Origin of the sequence: Henriciella mobilis, assembly GCF_003576285.1 — a bacterium.
GTDB classification, from domain to species: Bacteria; Pseudomonadota; Alphaproteobacteria; order Caulobacterales; family Hyphomonadaceae; genus Henriciella; species Henriciella mobilis.
Genome location: NZ_QWFX01000006.1, coordinates 707,129 through 731,797 on the forward strand (window position 1 = coordinate 707,129; position 24,669 = coordinate 731,797).

Annotated in this window: 24 protein-coding genes; 10 read left to right on the plus strand and 14 right to left on the minus strand. The window is 63.6% G+C overall.

Going from position 1 to position 24,669, the window contains the following annotated elements:
* The first annotated feature begins 11 nt into the window (after positions 1-11).
* Together D1223_RS08320 and D1223_RS08325 are read left to right on the plus strand one after the other, a co-directional pair.
* The gene (locus D1223_RS08320; protein ID WP_119375925.1) at positions 12-980 is read left to right on the plus strand and encodes an ABC transporter ATP-binding protein; all 969 of its coding nucleotides are present in this window, start codon (positions 12-14) and stop codon (positions 978-980) included.
* Positions 980-2,437: an ABC transporter permease gene (locus tag D1223_RS08325; protein WP_119375926.1), complete on the plus strand. Its 1,458-nt coding sequence runs from the start codon at positions 980-982 to the stop codon at positions 2,435-2,437. The genes D1223_RS08320 and D1223_RS08325 overlap by 1 nt, the downstream gene beginning before the upstream one ends.
* A gap of 72 nt (positions 2,438-2,509) precedes the next feature.
* Here the strand turns inward: D1223_RS08325 and rpsU are convergent, their stop codons facing one another.
* A complete protein-coding gene (gene rpsU, locus D1223_RS08330) occupies positions 2,510-2,719 on the minus strand; it encodes a 30S ribosomal protein S21 (protein WP_026180774.1) in 210 nt (69 codons plus the stop codon).
* Positions 2,720-2,839: 120 nt separating this feature from the next.
* On the opposite strand from rpsU, the gene D1223_RS08335 reads away from it, so the two are divergent.
* Positions 2,840-3,463 (plus strand): COQ9 family protein, encoded by a 624-nt coding sequence (locus D1223_RS08335; protein WP_119375927.1) that lies wholly within the window; start codon positions 2,840-2,842, stop codon positions 3,461-3,463.
* Here the strand turns inward: D1223_RS08335 and D1223_RS08340 are convergent, their stop codons facing one another.
* Together D1223_RS08340 and D1223_RS08345 are read right to left on the minus strand one after the other, a co-directional pair.
* On the minus strand, positions 3,464-4,063 hold the full coding sequence (locus tag D1223_RS08340; protein WP_119375928.1) for an NAD(P)H-dependent oxidoreductase: 600 nt from the start codon (positions 4,061-4,063) through the stop codon (positions 3,464-3,466).
* 120 nt (positions 4,064-4,183) lie between these two features.
* Positions 4,184-5,815, minus strand: a complete 1,632-nt coding sequence (locus D1223_RS08345) for a DUF389 domain-containing protein (RefSeq protein ID WP_119375929.1) — start codon at positions 5,813-5,815, stop codon at positions 4,184-4,186.
* A gap of 120 nt (positions 5,816-5,935) precedes the next feature.
* On the opposite strand from D1223_RS08345, the gene D1223_RS08350 reads away from it, so the two are divergent.
* Positions 5,936-7,180 carry an APC family permease gene (locus D1223_RS08350; protein ID WP_119375930.1) on the plus strand — a complete coding sequence of 415 codons (1,245 nt, stop codon included), beginning with the start codon at positions 5,936-5,938 and terminating at the stop codon, positions 7,178-7,180.
* A gap of 12 nt (positions 7,181-7,192) precedes the next feature.
* Here the strand turns inward: D1223_RS08350 and D1223_RS08355 are convergent, their stop codons facing one another.
* The gene (locus D1223_RS08355) at positions 7,193-8,269 is read right to left on the minus strand and encodes a 5-(carboxyamino)imidazole ribonucleotide synthase (RefSeq protein WP_119375931.1); all 1,077 of its coding nucleotides are present in this window, start codon (positions 8,267-8,269) and stop codon (positions 7,193-7,195) included.
* Positions 8,266-8,757, minus strand: a complete 492-nt coding sequence (purE, locus tag D1223_RS08360) for a 5-(carboxyamino)imidazole ribonucleotide mutase (RefSeq protein ID WP_119375932.1) — start codon at positions 8,755-8,757, stop codon at positions 8,266-8,268. Before purE ends, D1223_RS08355 begins: the two co-directional genes overlap by 4 nt.
* 102 nt (positions 8,758-8,859) lie before the next feature.
* Between purE and D1223_RS08365 the strand changes: the two genes are divergently transcribed.
* The 3 genes from D1223_RS08365 (at position 8,860) to D1223_RS08375 (ending at position 10,673) form a co-directional block, all read left to right on the plus strand.
* Positions 8,860-9,558: a GGDEF domain-containing protein gene (locus D1223_RS08365; protein WP_119375933.1), complete on the plus strand. Its 699-nt coding sequence runs from the start codon at positions 8,860-8,862 to the stop codon at positions 9,556-9,558.
* 115 nt (positions 9,559-9,673) lie between these two features.
* On the plus strand, positions 9,674-9,841 hold the full coding sequence (locus D1223_RS08370) for a YdcH family protein (protein WP_119375934.1): 168 nt from the start codon (positions 9,674-9,676) through the stop codon (positions 9,839-9,841).
* Positions 9,842-9,902: 61 nt separating this feature from the next.
* Entirely contained in the window at positions 9,903-10,673 is a 771-nt protein-coding gene (locus tag D1223_RS08375) for an SDR family NAD(P)-dependent oxidoreductase (RefSeq protein WP_119375935.1), read from the plus strand.
* A gap of 91 nt (positions 10,674-10,764) precedes the next feature.
* Here D1223_RS08375 and D1223_RS08380 read toward each other — a convergent pair whose 3' ends face one another.
* Both D1223_RS08380 and D1223_RS08385 read right to left on the minus strand, forming a co-directional pair.
* On the minus strand, positions 10,765-12,099 hold the full coding sequence (locus tag D1223_RS08380; RefSeq protein ID WP_119375936.1) for a cytochrome P450: 1,335 nt from the start codon (positions 12,097-12,099) through the stop codon (positions 10,765-10,767).
* A 105-nt stretch (positions 12,100-12,204) separates the two neighbouring features.
* Entirely contained in the window at positions 12,205-12,687 is a 483-nt protein-coding gene (locus tag D1223_RS08385) for a DUF2244 domain-containing protein (protein ID WP_119375937.1), read from the minus strand.
* A gap of 359 nt (positions 12,688-13,046) precedes the next feature.
* Here D1223_RS08385 and nth point away from each other — a divergent pair, with 359 nt between their 5' ends.
* The gene (gene nth / locus D1223_RS08390) at positions 13,047-13,787 is read left to right on the plus strand and encodes an endonuclease III (RefSeq protein WP_119375938.1); all 741 of its coding nucleotides are present in this window, start codon (positions 13,047-13,049) and stop codon (positions 13,785-13,787) included.
* Here nth and D1223_RS08395 read toward each other — a convergent pair.
* Entirely contained in the window at positions 13,784-14,356 is a 573-nt protein-coding gene (locus D1223_RS08395) for an ActR/PrrA/RegA family redox response regulator transcription factor (protein ID WP_119375939.1), read from the minus strand. The genes nth and D1223_RS08395 overlap by 4 nt on opposite strands.
* Positions 14,346-15,758, minus strand: coding sequence for an ActS/PrrB/RegB family redox-sensitive histidine kinase (locus D1223_RS08400; RefSeq protein WP_119375940.1), 1,413 nt, complete (start codon positions 15,756-15,758; stop codon positions 14,346-14,348). Before D1223_RS08400 ends, D1223_RS08395 begins: the two co-directional genes overlap by 11 nt.
* A 37-nt stretch (positions 15,759-15,795) precedes the next feature.
* On the opposite strand from D1223_RS08400, the gene D1223_RS08405 reads away from it, so the two are divergent.
* Both D1223_RS08405 and D1223_RS08410 read left to right on the plus strand, forming a co-directional pair.
* Positions 15,796-16,449 (plus strand): SCO family protein, encoded by a 654-nt coding sequence (locus D1223_RS08405; RefSeq protein WP_233353091.1) that lies wholly within the window; start codon positions 15,796-15,798, stop codon positions 16,447-16,449.
* 64 nt (positions 16,450-16,513) lie between these two features.
* Positions 16,514-17,749: a polyhydroxyalkanoate depolymerase gene (locus D1223_RS08410; protein WP_119375941.1), complete on the plus strand. Its 1,236-nt coding sequence runs from the start codon at positions 16,514-16,516 to the stop codon at positions 17,747-17,749.
* Positions 17,750-17,799: 50 nt separating this feature from the next.
* Here the strand turns inward: D1223_RS08410 and D1223_RS08415 are convergent, their stop codons facing one another.
* Genes D1223_RS08415 through D1223_RS08435 form a run of 5 tightly spaced genes read right to left on the minus strand, consistent with a single transcriptional unit; the run spans position 17,800 to position 24,665 of the window.
* Positions 17,800-18,258 carry a copper chaperone PCu(A)C gene (locus D1223_RS08415; RefSeq protein ID WP_158588437.1) on the minus strand — a complete coding sequence of 153 codons (459 nt, stop codon included), beginning with the start codon at positions 18,256-18,258 and terminating at the stop codon, positions 17,800-17,802.
* Between the two features lie 40 nt (positions 18,259-18,298).
* Entirely contained in the window at positions 18,299-19,339 is a 1,041-nt protein-coding gene (trpS, locus tag D1223_RS08420) for a tryptophan--tRNA ligase (RefSeq protein ID WP_119375943.1), read from the minus strand.
* Positions 19,340-19,389: 50 nt separating this feature from the next.
* Positions 19,390-20,943: a murein biosynthesis integral membrane protein MurJ gene (gene murJ / locus D1223_RS08425; RefSeq protein WP_119375944.1), complete on the minus strand. Its 1,554-nt coding sequence runs from the start codon at positions 20,941-20,943 to the stop codon at positions 19,390-19,392.
* Positions 20,944-20,974: 31 nt separating this feature from the next.
* Entirely contained in the window at positions 20,975-23,800 is a 2,826-nt protein-coding gene (locus D1223_RS08430; RefSeq protein WP_119375945.1) for a [protein-PII] uridylyltransferase, read from the minus strand.
* 55 nt (positions 23,801-23,855) lie between these two features.
* Complete coding sequence (locus D1223_RS08435) at positions 23,856-24,665, minus strand: inositol monophosphatase family protein (protein ID WP_119375946.1); 810 nt, start codon at positions 24,663-24,665, stop codon at positions 23,856-23,858.
* Positions 24,666-24,669: the final 4 nt, after the last annotated feature.

Genomic DNA, 24,669 nt, shown 5'->3' on the forward strand with positions numbered 1-24,669 from the left:
GTGGAGGCCGCATGACCTCGTCAGCACCCCTGGAAATGGAAAACGTGACCAAGCGGTTTGGCTTCTTTACCGCCGTCCGCGACCTGTCACTGAACGTTCCGCAGGGGGCCATTGTTGGCTTTCTCGGGCCGAATGGCGCGGGCAAATCGACCAGCCTGCGTATGGCGCTGGGGGTGCTGTCGCCCGACGAAGGCGAGGTGCGCCTGTTCGGCGAGCGGCCGAACATCGACTCCCTGCGGCATGTCGGTTTCCTGCCGGAGGAGCGCGGCCTCTACAAGAAGATGAGCCCGCGCGCGATCATTTCCTATTTCGCGCGCCTCAAAGGCATGAGTGCCGGCGAGAGCCGCAAGCGCGCCGACGAGCTGCTCGAGATGATGGGGCTGACCGAGTTCAGCCGCTCGCGCATCTCGAAGCTCTCCAAGGGCATGTCGCAAAAGGTCCAGATCCTCGCCTCGCTCGCCCACCGGCCCGACTTCCTGATCCTGGACGAGCCGTTTTCCGGCCTCGACCCGGTCAACCAGCAGGGCCTCGAAGACCTGATCATCGAGGAACACAAACGCGGCGCGACCATCCTTTTCTCGACCCATGTCATGGAGCATGCCGAGCGGCTCTGCGATTCCATCGTGATGATGGCGCGCGGGCGCAAGGTCTTTGACGGCACGCTGGACGAGGCCTTCGGTGCACTCGGCCGGGCTGTACTCATCGGGGTCAGCGACGGATTTGACCTCGATGGCGCCATGACGGCCAAGGGCTTTGGCGAGAACGAGAAGCATGGCGATACCTGGCGTGTCTCGCTGCCGTCAGGGCGCGATGCGCAGGATGCGTTGCGCGCAGCCATCGATGCGGGCGCGCCGATCACCAGTTTCCGGCCGGAGGATGCACGCCTGCGCGATGTCTTCGTCTCGCTCGTCTCCGACGCCGAGGCCGAAGACCTGCGCCAGTCGCTGGCAGCCCATGCAGCCAAGGGGGAGGCAGCCTGATGCGGTCAATCTATCTCGTCGCGCGCCGGGACTATCTCGGCTATGTGCAGGCCTGGGGCTTCTGGCTCGGCCTGCTGCTTACCCCGATCCTGATGGGCGTCGGCATGATGGCGCCGACCTGGGCGGCCGCCTCGCAGCCGACGCGCTATTACACTGTCATCGAGACCGGCACCGATTTCACCGATGCGCTGAAGACCGAGATCGAGGAAGACCGGATCAGTATCGCCCGCACCGCGCTTGACCCGGTGGGTGTGCTGAATGGCGAGCCGAATGAGACGGTCGAGGCGTTTGACGCGGCCATCGATGCGGGCGCCACGGTCGACGAGGCGCTGGCCGAGGCAGGCGGGACGTCCATCGAGCTGCCGCAGGCCGATTTCATCTATGTTGACCCGCCCGGGCGCACCGAGGAGGCGATCCAGCCCTATCTGCTGGGCGAGCGTGCCGTGGACAGCCCGAACGGGCCGCAGACCCTGTTTGCCGCGATCTTCGTGCCTGAAGGCGATGGCGACATCGAATACTGGAGCGAGAACATCACCGCCCAGTCGCTGCTCGCCAAGGTGCGCGCGGCCGAGCGTACGCTGACGGAACGGCGCGTCTTTGCCGAGGCCGGCGTCAGTCCGCGTATCCTGAGTGAGGCCGAAAGCCGCCGTCGCAGCATTGCAGAAAAGCGCGCCCGCCCGGCCTCTGCCGCGGCGACCGGCTCACAGGTCACCCTGGCCGACCGCGCGCCCTTCTTCGCCGCCGTGATGCTGGCCTTCCTGCTCTGGTTCCTGATCTTCTCGGTGGTGAACTACCTGCTGATGGGCACGATCGAGGAGCGCTCCAACAAGATCTTCGACTCGCTGCTGACCTCCGTGAAGCTGCCGGACATGCTGGCGGGCAAGCTGCTGGCAGTGCTGGCTGTTGCGCTGACGCTGATGGGCGTCTGGGTGATCGGCGCGGTCGTTGTCGGCAATGCCTTTTCCGGCGTCATGCCGCCCGAAGCGCGCGAAATGCTGTTCACCGTGGTCAGTGCCATTGCCAAGCCCAGCCTGCTCGTCCCGGCCGTGCTGAGCTTCATCCTCGGCTACCTCATGTATGGCGCGGTCTTCCTCGCGCTGGGGTCCCTCTGCGACACGATCCAGGAAGCCCAGACGCTGATGACGCCGCTCATCGTGATGCTGATGGTGCCGATGTTCATGATCGTGGTGGCGATTTCGGATGCCGAATCCCCCATCCTGTCGGTGATGAGCTGGATCCCGGTCTTTACGCCCTTCCTGCTCATCCTGCGCGTCCCGGCCCAGCCCCCGCTCTGGGAGGTGACGGGCCTTCTGGTGATGATGGTCGCCGCGACGCTGCTGGTGCTGTGGCTCGCCTCACGGGTCTACCGGGCCGGGGCGGTGCACGGCGCGGGCGTCGGCGATGTCGGCAAGTGGTTCACCAAGCTCATTCCGGGGAAGAAGAAGGGCGAAGCCTGACCCCAAAAGAAAAACCCCTCCGGCTCGCACCGAAGGGGTCTCATCTCTACGCCAGAACTGGCGGGCTGGTGTCTATGCCAGGCCCTCGCGCTGGGCGCGCTTGCGAGCAAGTTTGCGAGCGCGGCGCACAGCTTCTGCCTTCTGGCGAGCCTTCTTCTCGGAAGGCTTCTCGAAATGCGTACGGGATTTCATTTCCCGGAAAAGGCCCTCACGCTGCATTTTCTTCTTCAGCGCGCGAAGGGCTTGTTCGACATTGTTGTCGCGGACAACGATCTGTACGATGGGTCAATCTCCATTGGTTTTGCCCGGGCCTGTCAGAGCCCGAACGGAATTCTGGCGTGAAACGACGAATGGCGGGCCTATATCACCAAATATGAGGCTTGCCTACTCCCGGAGCCAGCAATGACAGTACGACCATCACTCCAGCTTCAGGACAAGTGGCTCGATGCCCTCCTGCCCATCGTCGAAGACGAAGGCTGGACGGACCACGCCCTTACCTTATCAGCGCGCGAGGCGGGCATAAGTTCCGAAGAAAAAGCACTCGCCGCGCCGAATGGCGTTGCGGACCTGATCGAGCGCTTCTTCGACCGGGCCGAGGAAGAGATGCTGGAGACACTCGCCACCGCCGATCTTTCCGGCCTGCGCACGCATGAGCGGGTGGCAGAGGGCATCAAGGCCTGGCTCGCGGCGCTCGCGCCCTACCGGCCGGCGGTGAAGCGCGCCTCGACGCGCGGTTTCCTGCCCTGGCATGCTCCGGATGCGGCAAAACGCACCTGGAAGGTTGCCGACACGATCTGGACTGCCGCCGGCGATACCGCCACGGACTATAACCGCGAAACCAAGCGCGGCCTGCTCTCGGCCGTGCTGCCGCCCATCGTGCTGTACTGGCTGGATGAGCCGTCCGAAGACGATCTCGACACCTTCATCGAAAAGCGCCTGCAGAATGCCATGAAGCTCGGCCAGACCGGGTCGAAATTCGCCAAGCCGGCGCTCGAGCTGCTCGACCGGCTGCGCGGGCGGGGCTGATCAGGCCCCAAGCAGGTCGTAAACCGCCAGAAGGTGGTACTCATACCGTCTGAAATCCTCAGCCGTCCTGCCGCCCTTGCTGACGTCATAGGCGGCAAAGGTCGGGCAGGCGGATGCGCCGAAGAAGGCGAAGTTGATATGCACCGGGCTGAGCAGGTCATCGATCGACCGGCCGGAAAACAGCGTCTGCCGCGCATCTCCAAAAGCTGTTTGAGGCGCGTTGGACGTCACCGACAACATGTACCGCGTGTCCTGCATGCGTCCGCCAGACCCATACTGACGGCCGGGATCCGACCGGGAGCGGCCGTCGCCTTTTGCCAGGCGCCCATCCATGCCGGCTGTGTAGACTTCATCGAAATAGCGCTTCAGCGACCAGGGCAGCCCCATCGAATTCAGGGGAAACTGGACAATGATCAGACCGGCCCAGAGCTGGTTGCCGATTTCAGTTTCCAGGTCCCAGGCCGACTTCGTTTCCACGCAGCGCACCGGGCAATCCCTGGCCGCGAAGAAATCGGCGGCGAAGGCGGTGAGAGCGGCGTTGAGCTTGCCGGGGGAGGTCGGGAAGGGTTGATGGCCGTTGATCAGCAGAATGTTGGTCATCCGGCCCAGCAAGCAGGCCTGGACCTGCGGCGCAACCGTCCCGCTGACGGAACGCGGTGTATGGGCCCGGTCCGGTTCAATCCTGAGCAGACTGCCTCTCGCCTTGCGCCGGGCGGCCGGTCAGCTGACGGGCCGGATAATGACCGCCTGGAAGCTTCGATAGCCGCGTTCGCGTTCGTTGGCGGTCTGGCGGAAGGCGCGATACTCACCGATGGGCGTTGCCTCGAAACCGAGCGCCTGCAGCCGATCGGCAACCGCCTGTGCTCGGCGGATTGCCAGACTGCGATTGTCGAACCGCTGCACCTCGCCCGAGGTCGAAGCGTAGCCGACGACTTCCACCGCCCCGGCGCCCCAGCGCTGCAGGGCCCAGACGCTGTCGCCAAGCACCGATTCGCCCTGGTCGCTGATCTCGGCGCTACCGGTTTCGAACGCGATCGCAGGCAATTCGCTGACGGGCGGGATGATGACCACAGTCCAGTTTGCGAAATTCGAGGACATTCGCGATTCTATGGTCCTGAAGGCTGACAGGGAAAGCGTGTCCGTCGGCTTGGCGAAAATCGTCGCGCGCAGGGCGTTGCTGTCTATGTCTGCCGCTGTGTATTCGAACGGGATAGCTGCGCGCAGTGCGCTTGCACCCTGGCTCTGTCGGGTCATCGACTCCAGACGGGATATCTCTTCCCTGAGCGGCGCACCGATGGAACTATCAGCCAGGCGCATGAAGCTTTCGGTTTCCAACGCCTTGTCCTCATCCACGAGAACCTGGTCGAGATCGACAAGGACCGGCCGGCCAAGCTCCGCCGAGAGTTTCTCCGCGAGGCTTGCTTCCGCGCCCGCGACCTGCTGGCGCGTGCGCACGGTTGCCTGCACCATGAGGTCGCCGTCCTTCGGAAAGGAGACCGACACATCCGCCACGCGGGCCCTGCTCTCCTGGAACGGTTCGAGTAGCGATGACTTCACCAGGTTCAGCACGCGCGTTTCGTAGGCGATATCACGCAGCGCCAGGCCGAGTGGAATCGATAGGGCGGCAAACACCGACACGATCAGCGCCGTCTGCCAGAGCGTGCTCTTCGAGCCGTGCCCGGCGCCGAAACTGTAGAGCCGCGACAGGATGGTTACCGACAGGGCAATCGCCAGCAAATTGGTCATGAAAAGGAAAAAGGCCCCGCCCGCAATCGACAGCGACCCAATTGCGAGGCCAAAGCCGGTCACCGCCAGGGGCGGCATGAGGGCGGTCGCGATGGCAACGCCGACAATCGTCTCTCCCTTGCGGTTGATTACCGCATAGCCGCCCGCCAGTCCGGAAAAGACGGCAACGAGAAGGTCGAAGAAATTCGGCCGCGTGCGGGCGAGGATTTCCGGTGTTGCATCGCTCAATGGCGAAACCAGCGTGATCAGAAAGGAGATTGCAATTGCTGCAACTGTTCCGCATCCCATGGACAGCATGCCCCGCCGCAGGGCCGGCCAGTCCAGGATGCTGAGCGAAAAGCCCATCAGCATGATTGGTCCCATGAGCGGCGAAATGAGCATGGCGCCGATGATGACGGCCGGTGACGAGAGCAGGAGGCCGAGCGTCGCGATTGCGCAGGACATCACGATCATGAAGACATACCGGCCGGACAGCAGGCCTTCGCTGCGCACATGCTCGATGACTTCAGCATGGTCGATGCTGTTCGACATCTTGCGCAGTAGCCAGCGGAACTGGATGCGCAGGGCCTTGAGCGGTCGGCTGAACGTGGATTTTTCTTCAGCCATTCAGGCTCCCCGAAGTGATCGCCATCAAACATATCCTGGTAATGGGAATTGGCTATATTGTGGCCGCATAAGGCTTTGCCCCTATTGGGGAGCGGTGGCTTGAGCCGCTAGTGTCGCAGCATGTCATCCAGCGACCCGACCCCGCCTGAGCCCGCGCCGCCGCATTATGCGCTTAGCCGGCGGCTGACGCTGCCATTGCTGGTGCTTTACGGTCTCGGCGTCACGATCGGGGCTGGGATTTACGTTCTCATCGGGCTGACGGCCGAAGAAGCCGGCATGTACGCCCCGCTCTCCTTCCTGCTGGCGGCGGCCATCGTCACCTTCAGCGGGCTGAGCTATGCCGAGTTCAGCACCCACTATCCGGTCAGCGCGGGCGAGGCGGTCTTTGTCGAGAGCGGGCTCGGCCTGCCATGGCTGACCCTGCTGGTCGGCCTGACCATTGCGCTGGCTGGGCTGGTCTCGGCGGCCACGGTGTCGATTGGGGCTGCCGCCTATATCGAGCAGCTTGTGCCCGTGCCGCCGGCCCTGCTGATTGCCGTGATTGTGCTTGGCCTCGGCGTGCTGGCAGCCTGGGGCATTCTGGAATCGGTCGCGATCGCGGCGGCCTTCACCCTGATCGAGATTGGCGGGCTGGTCTTCGTCGTCGCTTATGCCGTGACCGCCCATCCGGACCTGCTGTCGCGGGCCGGCGAACTCGTCCCGCCGCTGGAGCTGTCTGTCTGGACCGGCATCGCATCCGGCGGTCTGATCGCCTTCTTCGCCTTTGTCGGCTTCGAGGACCTTGTAAATGTCGCCGAGGAGGCAAAGGCGCCGCAGAAAAACATGCCGCGCGCCATCCTCTACACGCTGGCCATCTCGACGCTGCTCTATCTTGCCGTGACGTCTGTCATTGTGCTGGCCGTGCCGCTGGATGCGCTGCGCCAGTCGACCGCGCCGCTGACGCTTGTCTTTGGCGCGGACGCGGATGTCGCGCGCGGCGGGCTTGCGCTGGTTGCCGGAATTGCAGCGCTCAATGGCATACTGATCCAGATGATCATGGCCTCTCGCGTGCTCTACGGCCTGGCGGACAGGGGGCGCCTGCCGCCGGTACTGGCGCGGGTCAATCCCATGACGCGCACGCCGCTGGTCGCGACAGGCTTCGTCGTGGCGGCGACGCTTGTCCTCAGTCTCCTGCTGCCGGTGCAGGCGCTTGCGCAGACGACATCGGCGCTGGTCCTTAGCGTCTTTGCCATCGTGAACTTCGCGCTGGTCCAGCTGAAGCGTAAGGGCGACAGACCCGCCCCCTGGGTGTTCAGCGTGCCCGACTGGGTGCCGTGGGTGGGGCTGGTATCCTGCCTCGGCCTGCTCTCGACGTCTCTGCTCTGACGGCCCCGCGCCTTACGAGGCGCGCCCGGTCCGCCAGACGACATGGCCCATCTTGCGGCCAGCCTTCGCCTCGCGCTTGCCATAAAGGGTGAGCACGGCATCCTCGGTATAGGTTTCGGGCGGGGCGAGGGCTTCCTTGCCGAGCAGGTTGCGCATTTCCGCGTCGAAGACGCGTGTCACCGGGCCGAGCGGCCAGCCGGCAACTGCGCGGATATGCTGTTCGAACTGGCCCGTGAGGCACGCTTCCGGCGTCCAGTGGCCGGAATTGTGGACACGGGGGGCGACTTCATTGGCGAGCAGCGTGCCGTCTTCCAGCACGAAGAGTTCCAGCGCCATCACGCCGACATGGCCGGTCTCCCGGGCGAGCGTTTCGGCAAGGCTGCGGGCACGCTCGATGATGTCTTCGCCAAGGCCGCATGGCGCGATGGACGTGCGCAGGATGCCGCCGGAATGGTCGTTCATGCTGGGATCGAACGCGGCGGTCGTTCCGTCGTCCGTGCGCGCGATCACAACAGAGATCTCCCGTTCGAACGGCACGAAGGCTTCCAGCACGGCGGGCACGTCGCCGATGGCGCGATAGGCCGCGGCGAGGTCGTCACCCGTCTTCAGCCGGACCTGTCCCTTGCCGTCATAGCCGTCACGGCGCGTCTTGAGCAGGCCTTCACCGCCGAGCAGGGTGAGCGCCTTTTCCAGATCATCGGCGGAGTCCACCGCTTCGAAATGGCCGGTCTCGATCCCGATGGAATTGAGGAAACGCTTCTCGCTCAGCCGGTCCTGCGAGACCTCCAGGGACTTTGCGCCCGGCCGGACGATGGCGCCCTTTTTCAAGAGGAACTCGACGGAGGCGACCGGGATGTTCTCGAATTCATAGGTGATGGCATCGCAGGCCCTGGCGAAGGCTGTCAGCGTGTCCTCATCCTCATAGGCGGCCTGCCAGTGTTTGGCGGCGACGCGCGCAGCAGGCGGATCATCCTCCGGGGCTAGGATGTGCACGTCAAAGCCGAGCCGGGCTGCTGCCGAAGCGAGCATGCGGCCAAGCTGACCGCCGCCAAGGATGCCGATCACGGCGCCTGCCGGCAGGGCAGTCATCCTTCCGGAACCTCTGCCACACTCTCGGTCTGTGCCTGGCGGAAGGCATCGAGCTTCGCCGCGACGGCCGGGTCGTCCAGCGCAATGATGGAGGCCGCGAGGATGCCGGCATTCGCCGCGCCCGCCTCGCCGATGGCCAGCGTGCCGACCGGGACACCTTTCGGCATCTGGACAATCGAGAGCAGGCTGTCCTGTCCGCTGAGCGCGCGTGACTGCACCGGTACGCCGAGCACAGGCAGCGGGGTCATGGCGGCGGTCATGCCGGGCAGGTGAGCGGCCCCGCCGGCGCCGGCGATGATCACCTTGAGGCCACGGCCCTTTGCAGCCTTCGCATAGTCGGCCAGCCGGTCCGGCGTACGGTGCGCCGAAACGATCCGCGCTTCATGCGCCACGCCAAGCGTTTCAAGCATTTCGCAGGCAAGCTTCATCACCGGCCAGTCAGACTGGCTGCCCATGATGACACCGACAACGGGATCCCGTTCGCTCATTTGGCCCCCTTTCAGGAAGCGGCCCAAAATAGGCGAGGGCCTTGCCCCGTCAAGCGGCTGTGATCGCTGGATGCACAAGGCAGTTTGGCGTATAGGAATCGTATGGGGAATGAGACAGGTAATGGCAGGCAGACCAAGGTGAAATCCACGCCCGGATCACCCGCCATGGACCTGCTGAATGCCCTCGGCGTCGACCTGTCTGACCACGATGTTGCGGCCCGTGCGGCCTTTCGCGCGCTGGCCGAAGAGGTCATCTGGCTGCGTGAGGAAGAGGCGCGCCTGCGCCACCGGCTCGATGCGGTCGAAGCGCTGGCCGACCGCGATTCGCTCTGCCCGGTCTTCAACCGGCGCGCCTTCGAGCGCGAACTGATGCGCGAGATTGCACTGGCAGCCCGTCACGGCACGCCGCTCTGCCTTGTCTATATCGACCTCGACCGCTTCAAGCAGGTCAATGACCGGTTCGGCCATGCCGCCGGTGATGCCGCGCTGAAACAGGTCTGCGACATCCTTGTCTCCCAGGTTCGCCAGACTGACATTGTCGGCCGTCTTGGCGGTGACGAGTTCGGTGTGATCCTGACCCATGCCGGGCTTGCCGATGCCCGCCAGAAGGCCGATTCCCTGGTTGAGCGCATCGACCGGCTGACCGTCAGTGGCGCCGACCCCGATGCCGCGCCCGTTCAGCTTGGCGCCTCATGCGGGGTCATTGAATGGGCCGGCCAGCCCTCTGCTGATTTGCTTATTGCAGAAGCCGACGAAGCCATGTTTCGCGCCAAGACTGCCCGGAAATCAGCCAGGGTCTGAAAGAGTCGTTTTCTGGCTCGATTTTCATCTGAATCCCCGTGACCAGTCCGATTTCTTGTGGTTTACTGTGATCCGAAAGACACAGTTTTTCAGCAGCAAGCAAGGAGGTTGATCTATGTCAATCCAAGGTCGTATCGAAGAACTTCACACGCGCCATCGCAAGCTTGATGAGGCCATTGAAGAAGAACAGAAGCGTCCTGCTGCCGATGAGATCCGACTGCATGATCTCAAGAGGAAGAAACTGAAGATTAAAGAGGAACTGGTCACTCTCCGCCCGAACTAGGCAAGACCAGACCGGCGTACCCTGATCCGGACGGTCTGATCCTGCCGGATCAGGAGACACCATGGAAAAACCTGTCACACTCATTCTCGGCCTCGGGCTTCAGACCGGCGAGGCGATCGCCCGGCGCTTTTGCGAAGCCGGGCACGCCGTGATCGCCTGCGACCCGCAGCCCAAGCGCGTCGAACGCGTTGCTGACAATCTGCGCGACCGGGCCATCGTCCAGCATGAAGAGCTGCACACCCGGATCGGCCTCAAGAACTGCCTGTCCACTGCGATCGAGGCCTATGGCCAGGTCGACCACCTTATCTGCATTCCGCCGGTCGCACCTGCCATGCCCCTGACCGAGCTGGAAACCGGAGAGTTCGACAAGCTGCAGCTTCGGGCTGTGCGCGGCGCGGTGATGACGCTGCAGATTTTCGAGAAGCATGTCGCTGCGCGCGTCGAGGAAGCCGGCGATACGATGGGCCGCCGCGCCCAAATGGGGACGGTCACCTTCATCATGTCGCTCTCGGCAAAGCAGATGAATTACGGGGACTTCGGCGATGCCGTTGTCCAGAATGCCATTCTCGGCGTGATGCAGGCCGGCGCCGTGGAGCTGGCGCCAAAGCGCATCCGGGTCAATGCGATCTGCGCGCTGCGCCCGCGCGCCGAAAGTGTCGAGAGCGAATGGTTGAAACGGCGCACGCCAATGGGCCGCGCCAGCCAGCCGGACGAGATCGCCGATGCTGCGCTCTACCTGTCGCAGCCGGCCAGCGCGATCATAACAGGCGAGACCCTGGTCATGGATGGCGGGCGAACGCGCCTGTCCGGCCTGATCGAGGTCGACGAGTAAGGGGCCTCATCCTCATCACATCAGAGGTCCCAAGTAGAAGCCCCGCAAGCGTCAGCTTGCGGGGCTTTGTCTTTCTGGCCTGGCGGCCAGCCTATTTTTTCTTCGGGTGCAGGATCACCGGCATCCAGGTGTAGCCCTTCACGAAGGAGTGCGGGGTGCGCTCCGGCTCGTCGAGCACTTCGATATGCTCGAAACGCTCCATGATCTCTTCCCACAGGATGCGCAGCTGCAGCTCGGCGAGGCGGTTGCCTACGCAGCGGTGGATGCCAAAGCCGAAGGAGAGGTGGTTACGGGCCTGCTTGCGGTCGATGATCAGTCGGTTTGGATCTTCGTCCCAGAAGCGCTCATCGCGGTTGCCGGAGACGTACCACATGGCGATCTGGTCGCCTTTCTTGATCGTCTTGCCGTGCATCTCGACATCTTCCAGCGCGGTGCGGCGCATATAAGCAAGCGGCGTCTGCCAGCGGATGACCTCGGACACCATGTTCGGGATGATCGAGGGGTCGGCCTTCAGCTTGTCATACTGGTCCGGCCACTTGTTCAGCGTGTAGACCGAGGCGGTCATCGAGTTCCGCGTCGTATCGTTGCCGCCGACAATGAGAAGGATGACGTTGCCGAGCAATTCCATCGGCGTCATGTTCCGGGTCTTCTCGCCATGCGCGAGCAGGCTGATCAGGTCATTCTTCTGCGGTTTGGCGCCGCGTTCCTGGAAGATGCCCATGAAGGTGGTCAGGCATTCCATGAGTTCCTGTTTCCACTGGTCGAGGCCGCCGGGGCAGATGTCCGGATTGTGCGGGTTGACCGCGACATCCGACCAGCGTGTCAGCTTCCGGCGCTCCTCGAACGGGAAGTCGAACAGGGTGGCGAGCATCATCGTGGTCAGTTCGATGGAAACATTGTCGACCCAGTCGAACGGCTCGTTCACAGGCAGCGAATCCAGCAGGCCCTGCGTGCGCGAGCGGATCAGCGGTTCGAATTCCTTGAGCATGTTCGGCGCAACGGCTGGCTGCACGGTCTTGCGCTGCTCTGAGTGGCGCGGCTCGTCCATGGCGATGAACATGGGCAGCTCGAAATCCTCGAAGCCTTCGCCGAGCGTGATGCCTCCATATTCCCAGGATGAGGAGAAGCGCTTGTGGTCGATATCGACCGCCTGGACGTCCTCATAGCGCGTCACCGACCAGTACGGACCGGAGAAGCTGTCCGGCGTGTAGTGAACCGGATCATTGTCGCGCAGCCACTTGAAGAATTCCCAGTGCGCATCGCGGCGCCAGAGTTCCGGGTCGAGAATGTCGAAGGTCGACATGTCGACCTCTTCCGGGGACGGAATGGGGGCGTCCCGGTCGAGGTGGAACTCCATCAGCTTTTCGCGGATGGTCGACTTCGGACGCTCGAGATTATGACGAACCGTGGTTGCTGTGTCAGCCATGAAGATGCCTCCTGATGGTCCGGTCTTTGCCGGTTGGTTTTCTCGTTTGAAGGGACTTTACCACAGACAATTTAAGAAAACCATGACGCCTGCGTCATTTTTTCGTCAGTAGCGTTCGGCGCGGGCTTTTGCGATGGCGGATTCGATGGCCGCGTGCAGGGATTTTCGCTCGCGCGGGCTCAGGAAACGCCCAATGACATAAGCCGTCCGGCCATGGGCAAGGCGCAGCTCGCTCGGCTTGCGCTCGGGATAGGCCAGCGACAGCCGGGTGAACGCCGTCGGCAGGTGGACTTCCTTGCGATCCTGGCCTGGCCGGGCATGGGTCAGCCGGATGGTCTCGGCTGTTACGCGCACCGTCGTCTCTTCCTTGAGGTTCTGGAAATTCTTGCGAAAGGCGAACCAGATGGCGAGGGCGTCTAGGCCGAACCAGCCAAGGACGGGGAAGGCGCCCATGGACAGGAACATGATCCCGCCAAGAAAGCTCATGCCGCCAACAAGGCTCATGATAACGAGAAAGGCACGCGGACTGAGCGCGACATTCGGGGTCAGTGTCGCGTCGAAATAGACGGTGGAGGGCGTCTCGCTCATCGGCTCCTATTTTATGCCTGGCCGGGCAGGCGGCAAGTGAAGGCTTGATAAGGCTGGTGCGGCATTTACACCGCTGGGGTCAGGACCTGAGAATTTTGTCGTGGAGGCAAGCGGATGACCAAGGCATGCAAGGAAAAAGGCGCAGAGCGGGCAAATGCCCGGTCAAGCGGTTTGACGCGGCAAGGCGACGGTCAGCCGGTTGAGGCGTCCCGCCATCACCACGCCGGGCAACGGTCTTTGACCCGCTGGCTACGTTGCCGCCGCTTGAAAGGCCTCGGCCTTCCATCGCGTCGGCGCCTTGCCAGCAGCCAAAACTCCGCCGCCCGCCGCGGCAAAATTAACAGGCCCTGACCCTGGCCATGACAAAGACACCTGCGAAACCCGCCCCGAAAAAGCGCAAGAAGCGCGCTGCCCCGACGCTCGGACCGGAGAAGACGGCCCGGCTCTTTGCCGCGCTCGCCGAGGATCGCCCGGCGCCGAAGACCGAGCTTGAGTATCACAATCCCTATACGCTGGTCGTCGCGGTCGCGCTGTCGGCGCAGGCGACCGATGTCGGCGTCAACAAGGCGACGAAGAAACTCTTCAAGGTCGCCGACACGCCGGAGAAGATGCTCGAACTCGGCGAAGAGGGCGTTGCCGAGCACATCAAGACGATCGGCCTGTGGCGCAACAAGGCGAAGAATGTCATCGCGCTCTCGCAGCTGCTTGTCGACGAGTATGGCGGCAAGGTGCCCGAGACGCGCGAGGAGCTGACCAAATTGCCCGGCGTCGGACGCAAGACCGCGAATGTCGTTCTGAACGAGGCGTTCGGGCATGAGACCATCGCCGTGGATACGCACATTTTCCGCGTCTCCAACCGCACCGGCCTCGCGCCCGGCAAGACGCCGGACGAGGTCGAGGCGCAACTGGAGCGCGTGACACCGGATGAGTTCAGGAAGGGCGCCCATCACTGGCTGATCCTGCACGGGCGCTATGTCTGCACCGCGCGAAAGCCCAAATGCTGGGACTGCGTCATCGCCGACATCTGCAAGTTCAAGGACAAGACGCCTGACCCTGCGAGGAAGGCGAAGACGTCCGACCTTGGGCCGAAAGGTCCTTAGCGCGGTGCGCGCTTGGCCAGGATGCGCTGCAGGGTGCGGCGGTGCATGTTTAGGCGGCGCGCGGTTTCCGAGACGTTGTGATTGCACAGCTCGTAGACGCGCTGGATGTGTTCCCAGCGCACACGGTCGGCCGACATCGGGTTTTCCGGCGGCTCCGGCATGCCCTCGCCTGTATTCACCAGCGCGCGGATGATGTCCTCGACCTCTGCCGGCTTGGCGAGATAATCGGCGGCGCCGGCCTTCACGGCGGCAACGGCGGTGGCGATGGCGCCGTATCCGGTCAGGATGACGGCGCGGGCTTCGGGACGATAACGGTGCAGCGTTTCGACCACGTCGAGGCCCGACCCGTCTTCAAGGCGCAGGTCCAGCACGGCGAAGGCCGGCGGGTTCATGCGGCAGATGTCCTTGGCTTCGGCGGCCGAAGACACGGCAGAAACAAGGAAGCCGCGCTGGGTGAGGGCCCGGCCGAGGCGCTGCAGGAAGGGGCCATCATCATCGAGGACGAGGCACGTCCTGTCTTCGACGTCCTTCAAGGCCTCATGAAGTTTTACGGTGACGTTATAGTCCATCAGATTCGCTCTCCACTTGCGGACTATTTATCTGCATGCGGTCAGATTCCAAGGATTCGAGTGCTTTTCGTGGCCAGACCGCCTGAACGATTGCGCCATGTCTTGGCGGAATCCTGTTTCGCGTCGCGATCCGCCCGCCTGTGCGCTCGATCAGCGTCTTGGCAATGAAGAAGCCAAGGCCCATGTCGCCGCCGCCCAGATGCGCCTCGCTGCGCTGGGAGACATAGGGCTCGCCCAGCTTCGGCATGACCTCTGCGGCAAAGCCCGGCCCGTCATCGGTTATGGTCACCATGAACTGGTGGCCGGTCCAGCTCGCGACGGCCCGGACCTGGCTGTCGGCAAAGCTGACGGCGTTCTCGATGAACGCGCCAAGCGCGTGCAGGATTTCCGGACTGCGCCGGATCATCGGGACGCGCGCCTCGCCGCCATCGCCGGGCGCATAGGTCACCCGCAACTCGACGCCCAGCCCCTTGAAGGGCGCGGCGGCCTCCTCGACCAGCGCGCTGAGCGGCATATTGGCGTGGACGATATCCTCGGCCTCGCGGGCCCGGCTCAGCTGGCCGAGGATTTCCCGGCAGCGTTCGGCCTGTTCGGCGATCAGCTGGACATCCTCACGGCGCGGGTCTTCATCCTCGAGGTCGCCTGACAGCTCCCGCGCGACAAGGTGGATGGTGGCGAGCGGCGTGCCGAGTTCGTGGGCCGTCATGGCGGCCATGGCGCCGAGCGCGGACAGGCGCTGTTCGCGCGCCATAACGACAGAGGCCGCATCGAGCGCGCGCACCAGCCGGGCTTCGTCTTCATTCAGGCGGGCAGACGAAATCACGAAAAAGAGCACCCCGATGCCAAGCGCTGCGAAATGTCCCCATTCGAAAAGCGGCGGCAGGGTGAAGACCTGGTCTGTCCGCCATGGCAGGCCGTAGGAAGAAAGCGGCATCAGGGCAGCGCAACTGATCGCCAGCAGCGATATGATGACGGAGAAACGCGGCCTGAGGCTGGTGGCTGCAACCGTCACGGGCGCCAGGAGGAAGAGAAGGAAGGGGTTGGACAGCCCGCCTGTCAGGGTGATCAGCATGGCCAGCTGCACCGTGTCGAACGCCAGCTGCAGCGTGGCTTCCCAGCCCTTTAGGAGCACCTGCTCGCGCATCGCGAAGGACAGGAAGACATTCAACCAGGCCGAGGCGGCAATGACTGTCAGGCACAGGCCGAGCGGCATGTCGAAGCCGAGAATGAACTGTACCACGACGACGGCCGCCGTCTGACCCGCCACGGCCAGCCAGCGCAGCGTGACAAGAGTGCGCAGCCGGGCGCGTCCGCGCGCGGCATCGACGCCGGCGAGCCCGGTCGGCAGCAGGCTGTAGAGCGCCTGCTCGAACCCTTCCCGATTGACTGTGACGTCGTCCATTGAACTCCTGCGACACTGTTTCGCGTGAGACGCCCGCTTGAAGCAGCCCCGTTCGCGCGACATACATTCGGCCATGAAACCGTTTCACACAATCTCTGTGGCGCTGGCCGCCCTTCTCGTCGCCTGTAGCGGTGAACAGCCGGTGAAGACAACGGCCGGCGGATCGCTGGCAAGCTGTACAACCCGCTCCTATGAAGAAATAGGAGGGCCGTTCACCCTGACAAACCAGGATGGCGTCGAGGTCACCGAGGAAGACTTCAAAGGCCGGCCGACCCTGATCTATTTCGGCTTTACCTACTGCCCGGATGTCTGTCCGGGTACGCTGGTCGGCATTGCCAATGCCTACCGGTCCCTGCCGGAGGATATCGAGCCGCCGCAGACCTTGTTGATCAGCGTCGACCCGGAGCGCGATACGCCGGAAGCGCTGAAGACCTATGTCGCCAGCAATGCGTTTCCCGACAACCTTGTCGGCCTGACGGGCACGCCGGAGCAGATCGCGGCTGTCGCGGATGAGTTCTTCGTCGGCTATGACCGGATCGAGACGCCTGAAAGCGCCGGCGACTATACGATGGACCACACCTCGCTTCTCTATCTGATGGACGAGGACTGGAAGCTGAAGACCTTCTTCGCCGAGGGCGATTCCAACCCCGAGGACATGGCCACCTGTCTGGCACAACTGTTGCGGCAGTAGCTGCGCATTGCAATTTGGGATAATTGTGCGCATATGTTGCAGTGCAACATGAGAGGTTGGTCGAGTGCTTTACACGCTGGTGGAAATGAACAAGGCGGCCATGGCGCCGTTGCGGCTGCACGCCAAGGCGGCGCATTCAATCTGGACCTCGCCGACGAACCCCTTCCGAGAATCGCAGTTTGCCCGGTCCATTTCGGCCGCGACGAGCGTGTTCGAGCGCGCTACCCGCTATTACGGCAAGCCTGAGTGGCAGATCCCGACGACTGAGATCAATGGCCGTACGCTTGAAGTTGTCCCGCGCACCGTCTGGGCGTCGCCCTGGTGCCAGCTTGTCCATTTCGACACCGAGGATGCGCCGAAGAACCGGCCGGAACTGCTGATCGTCGCGCCGCTCTCGGGCCACTATGCGACCCTGCTGCGCGGAACGGTCGAGGCCTTCCTGCCGACGCATGATGTCTACATCACGGACTGGACCGATGCGCGAATGGCGCCGATCTGGTTCGGCCGCTTCGATCTCGATGATTATATCGACCATATCCGCGACATGCTGGACTTCCTCGATGCTGGCGTTCACGTGCTGGCGGTCTGCCAGCCGGGCCCCCCGGTCCTCGCGGCGATCGCGATGATGGCCGAGGATGGCTCGCCGGACCTGCCTGCCACGATGACTTTCATGGGCTCGCCAATCGATGCGCGCCGCTCGCCGACCGTGCCGAACAAGCTGTCCGAAGAGCGCAGCCTCGACTGGTTCCGCTCCAAGATGATCCACACCGTTCCCGCACCCTGGCCCGGCGCGTTCCGCCGGGTCTATCCGGGCTTTGTCCAGCTCACCTCCTTCATGCACATGAACTGGGACCGCCATGTCGATGCCCAGCACCGCTTCTTCGAGCACCTTGTCGAAGGCGACGAGGACAGCGCCGACAAGCACAAGGTGTTCTACGACGAATACCTGTCGGTGCTCGACCTGACCGAAGAATTCTACATCCAGACCATCGAGCGCGTCTTCCAGAAGGCGCTGCTGGCGCGCGGCGAATACCGCTATCGTGATGAGCGCCTGGTCAAGCCGGGCGCCATCGAGACGGTCGGCCTGATGACGGTCGAGGGTGAGCTGGACGACATTTCCGGCATCGGCCAGACGCAGGCCGCGCATGACCTCTGCACGCGCATCCCGGACAAGATGAAGGAAGACTACATCCAGCCGGGTGTCGGCCATTACGGCGTCTTCAACGGCTCACGCTTCCGCAAGGAAATCGTCCCGCGCGTCATCAAGTTCCAGGAACACGTGACCGGATCGAAGAAGTAGCGGCTTCCCCTTGCCGGGCCGTAAAACTGGTTGGTGAGAGCGGTCGGGCCTTACTCTCCCATGCCCCGCACCTCGGCTTCGGCCTCCAGCGTCAGCGGTTCCTCGCGGCCTTCAACGTCGAAATAGAAGGTAATGTTGGCCGTATCGCCTGCTGCCAGTGCCTCATCGACGCCGAAGAACATCAGATGGTCGCCGCCGCGGTCGAGTTTCAGCGTATCGCCGGCCTTGAGGTCCCAGCCATCGACCGGGCGCATCTGCATCCGGTCGTCCACCATCGCCATTGTGTGCGTTTCGACAGTCGTGGCCACGTCGCTGCTGACCCCTGTCAGCCTGACATCGCCGCCTTCAACCGATATCTCGATCCCGCCCATCGTGATGTCACGCCCGGCGATCGGGGCCATGATGAAGGCATCGCTATAGGACAGGACCGGCTCGCCATCAGGGGCAGTCGAGGCTGGCTGGCAAGCCGCGAGCAGAGCGGGGGCGAGGAGAAGGGCGGCGAGGCGCATGGGGGACATCCTTTTTGGAAGCCCCATGCATCTCACGAGCTTATGGCTGCCAGAAGCCGACGATCTGCCGCACCTCGTCCATGATCGGCTCGGCAATCGCATTGGCTTTCTCCGCGCCCTTGCGCAGGGCCGCATCGATCTCGCCGGGATTGTCCATCAGCTCGCGCATGCGGGCGGTGATGGGCGACAGGTGATCGACTGCAAGTTCGGCGAGCGCAGGCTTGAACGTGCCAAAGCCCTTGCCGCCATATTCGGCCAGCACCTGCTCATCACTCATATTGGCCAGCGCGCCATAGATGCCAACGAGATTGGCGACTTCCGGGCGGCCCTCGAGACCTTCGACATCGCTCGGCATGTCGCCAAGCGTGTCGGTCTTGGACTTCTTGATCTTGCGCGCAATGGTGTCGGCATCGTCAATCAGGTTGATCCGCGAATTCTCTGCCGGATCGGACTTCGACATCTTCTTGGTGCCGTCCTTGAGGCTCATGATCCGCGCGCCGGGGCCTTCGATCAGGGCTTCAGGCAGGGGGAAGAAATCCGGCGCGTCAAAGTCCCGGTTGAAACGGTCGGCAATGTTGCGCGACAGCTCGAGGTGCTGCTTCTGGTCCTCGCCAACGGGCACATGCGTCGCCTTGTAAGCAAGAATGTCGGCGGCCTGCAGGACCGGATAGTTAAACAGGCCGACGGATGCGCGCTCGGCGTCCTTGCCGGATTTTTCCTTGAACTGGATCATCTTTTCGAGCCAGCCCATGCGCGCGACACTGTCGAAGACCCAGGTCAGTTCGGTATGCGCGCGCACGGATGACTGCACGAAAAGCACTGACTTCTCCGGATCGACGCCGCTTGCCATCATGGCGGCCGCGATCTGGCGCGTCTGGTTTGCGAGCGCCTTTGTGTCGTACGGCATGGTGATGGCGTGCAGGTCGACGACGCAGTAAACACAGTCCCAGCCAGCATCCTGAAGCCTGGCGAATTTCTTCAGGGCACCGAGATAATTCCCCAGATGGAGGTTCCCGGTGGGCTGGATGCCGGAAAAGACCCGCTGGGGCCCGGCATAGGTCGAGGTCTGTTCGTCAGTCATGCGCGGGCCAATAGCGCAAGCGCCCCGATACGCCTAGCCCCCGATTGCGCTCAGCCTTTGCGGGCGGGTTTCAGTTCGCTTGGCCGGATGGCGCCGAAGACGAGGGCGAAGACGCCATAGGCGAACAGGCCGGTAAAGCCGATGACGACGGCGGCGAGGAATTTCGAGTCCAGCGTATAGCTCGCAATGAGGTCGGTGCGGGCCGCGAGATACCAGAGCAGGGCAGCGAGCGCAGCTGATGCCGCCAGTACCGAAGCCAGCCGGCGGAGCAGCGGTGCCCCCGGCGCATACCAGTTGCGCCGCCCGAGGCCAAGGAAGAGCAGGCCTGCATTCACCCAGGCCGCCGTGCTGGTCGCAATGGCAAGGCCCGGAAAGCCGTCCATGCCCTGGGACTTGAGGAAGAAGAAAAGACTCGCCCCGAGCACGGTGTTCACACCCACCGAGACAAGCGAATAGGCCATCGGCGTCTTTGTGTCCTCGCGGGCGAAAAAGCCGGGCGCGAGCACCTTGATCAGCACGAAGGCCGGCACGCCCCAACCAAAGTGGAAAAGTGCGCGGGCCGTCTGATGCGCGTCGGCGGAGGTGAAATCCCCGCGCGTGAAGAAGCTGTCGACAAAGAGGAAGGGGGCGGCCATCAGCGCGGCGGCGGCCGGCACGGTCAGCGCCATGGCGAGGCCGACGCCATTGTCCATCACCGACTGGCTCTGCACCTGGTCGTCCGAGCGCGCCGCACGGGCAAGGCGCGGCAGGATGGCAAGCCCGACCGCAACACCAACGAGGCCGAGCGGCAGCTGGTAGAGGCGGTCGGCGGAATAGAGCCATGTCTTGGCGCCGGTCTCGAAACTGGCGAGGGCCTGGCTGACGAGGATGTTGATCTGCATGCCGGAGGCGGCGATCGTGCCGGGCACGGCCAGGGCTGCCACCCGTTTTACGCCGGGGGTCAGCTTCGGAAAGCCAAGCCGCAGCCGGATTTTCTGGCGCGAGACTCCATACCAGAGCAGGATGACCTGCAGGAGGCCGGCCACCGAGACAGCGACCGCGAGCGAGCGCGCAATCTCGTAATTGTTGCCGCCGATAAAGGCGCCGATGAGAAGGGAAAAATTCAGCAGGGTCGGCGCAGCCGCCGACATGGCGAACCTGCCGCCGGAATTCAGGACGCCCGACAAAAGCGCCGCAAGCGCCATGAAGGACAGGTACGGCATGGTGATCTGGGTCAGCAGGATCGCCAGCGGGAAATGCACAGGGTCATTGCGATAGCCGCCATGCAGCAGGATCATGATCCATGGCATGGCCACCTGCGCAATGACGACAAGAAAAGCCGTCACGGCAAACAGGCCGCGCAGCGTCTCCTCCGCCAGCTTTTCGGCCGCTTCCGGCCCCTCGGCCTCAAGCGTGCGCGAATAGGCCGGCACGAATGCCTGCGCAAACGCGCCTTCGGCGAAGACGCGGCGGAACAGGTTCGGGAACATCAGCGCCGTGAAGAAAGCGTCGGCAACTGGCCCTGCGCCAAGCTTGGCGAGGATGACCACATCGCGCAGGAACCCGAGGAGCCGGCTGCCGAGCGTCCATGTCGACTGGGTCAGCGTGTTGCGCAGGACACTCATGGACTGGCGGCGTTCCCTGTTCCGAGGCCGATCAGAAACTGTCGGCGGCGTTGGCCTGTTTCAGGCTGCGCGCAGGTGTGCGCGGCGCATCCGGTTCATCGCGCTTGAGTACGGCGAGAAGTTGCTCCTGCAGTGATTCCTTGCGGGCATCGTCATAATTTTCGGGCAGTTGGACATAGAACGCATCGAAGACGCGCTCGCCATAGCTGCCGACATGCGCCGAGTGTATGGAGATGTTCTCTTCAGCGAGGACGCCCGCCACGTCATGCAACAGGCCAGGCCGGTCGCGCCCTGCAATGTCGATGACGGTATAGTCGGAGGAAACCGAGTCATCGATCTTGACCTGCGGAATGACGAGAAAAGCCGCTTCGCGCCGTGACGAGCTGTTCGGGATCGCCTTGATCGGCGCATCGCTGGTGAAGACGCGGCGCACTTCTTCTTCAAGACGCGCCAGCCGGCCCGGATCGCCGGCCGCGAAGACCCCGCCCTTGCCGTCCTGCAGGATGAAGACGTCAACGATGAAGCCGGATGGGCCGGTATAGACCTGCGCGGAGACGACGTTGGCGCCCTGCGCGGCGATCGTCCCGGCCAGCTTGGCGAACAGGCCGAGCCGGTCATGGCCGGCGACCAGCAGTGACACCCCGCCGCCATCCTCGCGCACCTTGGCCGAGATGACTGGCGTTTCGCCCTCTGCCAGCTTGCGGGCATGGTCCTCCAGCACGTCGACATCGAAACCTGTCCAGTAGGACGGGTCCATCTCCTGCATTACTTCAGGGATCTGGCCGACGCGGTTCATCAGGGCTTCGCGATTGATTGTGGCGCGTCCGGCCAGTTCGCGGGCTACGCTGCGCTCGTCCGTGCGTCCGCCGCGCAGGGCCGCTTCGGTATTATGGTAGAGGTCTTCCAGCAGTTGACCCTTCCAGGCGTTCCAGATGCCGGGGCCAACCGCGCGAATATCCGCAATCGTCAGGATGTAGAGCAGGCGCAGGCGCTCGACCGACCCGACCAGGGCGGCGAAGCGGACAATCGTGCTCGGATCGGCAATGTCGCGCTTCTGGGCGGTCTCGCTCATTTCGAGATGGTGGCCGACCAGCCAGGCGATCAGGTCCACCTCTGCATCCGGCAGACCAAGCCGCTTGCCAGCCTGAGTGGAGGTCTTCATGCCCTCGACCTGCTGGTCGCCATGGCCCTTGCCGGTATCGTGCAGCAGCATGGCCAGGTAGAGCACAAGCTTGTTGTCGATCTTCTGGAACAGGCGGTGGGCCAGTTCGAACCCTTCGCCGCCCTTGCGGTCCATCTCGGCAATGTACTCGACCGCGCGGATCGTGTGCTCGTCCACCGTGAAGTGGTGGTACATGTTGAACTGGGTCTGCGCGACAATGCCGCCAAATTCCGGCAGGAACCGGCCGAGCACATCGGCATCGTTCATCCGCCGCAGGGCAAGGCCCGGATCCGTGCCGTCGACCAGCAGGTTGAGGAAGGCGTCGCGCATCGCCGGATTGAGGCGTGTCTTCGGATTGATCAGCTTCGATTTGCGCGCCGCCATCGTCATCGCGTCGGGATGGATGTCGTAGGCGGTCTCGTCGGCAATCGCGAACAGGCGGATCAGGTTTTCCGGATGCTTGTCGAAGACCTGCACGCCCGTGACGTTGATGCGCCCGCCATCGATGACGAACCCCTCCTGGGCGAGCGGCTTGGGCGCTCCGGCGGGGATGAAGCGGCGCCAGCCCTCGGGCTTCTTGATCTGTTCGGCTTCAAGCTTGGCGGCGAGGATGCGTGTCAGGTTGCCGACATCCTTGGCGACGAGGAAATAGTGCTTCATGAAGCGCTCGACGCCGAGCTGGCCGGACCGGTCGCGGTAGCCCATGCGGGAGGCGATTTCCGGCTGCATGTCGAAGCTGAGACGCTCCTCGGCGCGGCCGGTGAGGTAATGCAGGTGACAGCGCACCGTCCAGAGGAAGCGCGCGGCGCGGTTGAAGACCGTCTCCTCATGCGAGGTGAACGGACCATTTTCCATCACCTCTTCCAGCGATTCGCCGCCATAGAGGTGCTTGGTGATCCAGAACAGCGTCTGCAGGTCGCGCAGCCCGCCCTTGCCTTCTTTCACATTCGGCTCGACGACATAACGGCTATTGCCCTGCTTGGCATGGCGCGCATCGCGTTCGGCCAGCTTGTCGGCGATGAATTCGGCCTGGTGTCCTTCGATCGCCTGCTCGCGGAATTTCTCTTCGGTTTCGCGGGCAAGATCCTCATCGCCGAACAGGAAGCGCGAATCGAGCAGCGAGGTCTTGATCGTCACGTCCTGCTTCGACAGGCGGATGCATTCTTCCGGCGTGCGGAAGGCATGGCCGACTTTTAGCCCCATGTCCCAGATGGCATAGAGCATGTATTCGATCACGCTCTCGGCATGGGCGGAGGCCTTGTAGGGACGGATGAAGAGCAGGTCGATATCGCTCGATGGCGCGAGGACGCCGCGCCCATAACCACCCGTGGCGAAGACGGCGAGCCGTTCGCCTTCGGTGGGATTGCGGGCCCGGTGCACGTGAACCGTCACATAATCGTACAGCGCATGCAGGACCTCATCCTGCACCGCTGCCAGCAGCCGCGCGGTATCGAGACCGTCTGCCCCCTGCTGCAGGCGTTCCTGCGCGATCATCCGCCCACGGAAGAGGGCGCCGTGCAGGTGGTTCAGCACTTCCTTGCGGGCGGCCTGCTCATCGCCGAGATTGTCGAGGAAGGTCGTCGTCAGCTTCACCCGCAGGGCGCGGCCGTCGATGATATTGGAAATCTTCCACTTGTTCGGCCAGGCCTTGCTCGGCAGCTTGCGGTGGACGAGGGAATTGCTGGTCTCGGTCATATCGCCCTATGTAGCGCGAATCTCACCGCTGTGACCAGCGAGCATTCAGCCGCGATCAGAGGGCCGACCGGCGCAGGGAGATCAGCGCCTGCTCGAAGAGCGGCTCGCTGGCGGCGCAGGCGATCTGCGAGCCTAGCTTCGCCTCGTTTCCGCGCCAGTCACGGGCAATCCCGCCCGCGCCCCGCACAACCGGGATCAGCGCGGCAACGTCATGGGCCTGCAACCCGGTCTCGCAGACGAGGTCGACCGAACCGCTGGCAAGGCGCGCATAGGCGTAGGCGTCGAGGCCATAGCGCGAGACGCGGGCGGTGTGGCGCAGATGCGTCCAGGCGCCCTGTTCGGCCGGGGTCATGATGAAGGGGTCAGTGGTCGCGATGATGGCGTCGCGAAGGTCGTTGCATTCGGAGACGCGAAGCTGGGTGCGTGTGGTGGCCGTTTCCAGGAAGGTGCCCGCCGGCGAGCCGACATAGCGTTCCCCCAGAAAGGGCTGGTCAATCATGCCGAGGACAGGATTGCCCTCCGGGTCGACCAGCGCGATGAGGGTCGTCCAGACGGGTAGTCCGGCGATGAAGGCGCGGGTGCCGTCGATCGGATCGATCAGCCACGTCCAGCCGGACGGGCCTTCGTGGCGGCCGAATTCCTCGCCATCGATGCCGTCATCGGGACGCTCGGCGGAGAGAATGTCGCGGATGGCCTGTTCGGCGGCCTTGTCGGCAATCGTAACCGGATCGTAGGACGCGCCCCGGCCGCCCTTGTTCTCAGTCGCAACACTCGCGCGGAAGTGGGGCTGAATCGCAGACCAGGCCGCTCGTGCGAGCCGCCTGGCCAGATCAAGTGAGGCTGTTTCGTCGAAACCTGTCTGCATGAAG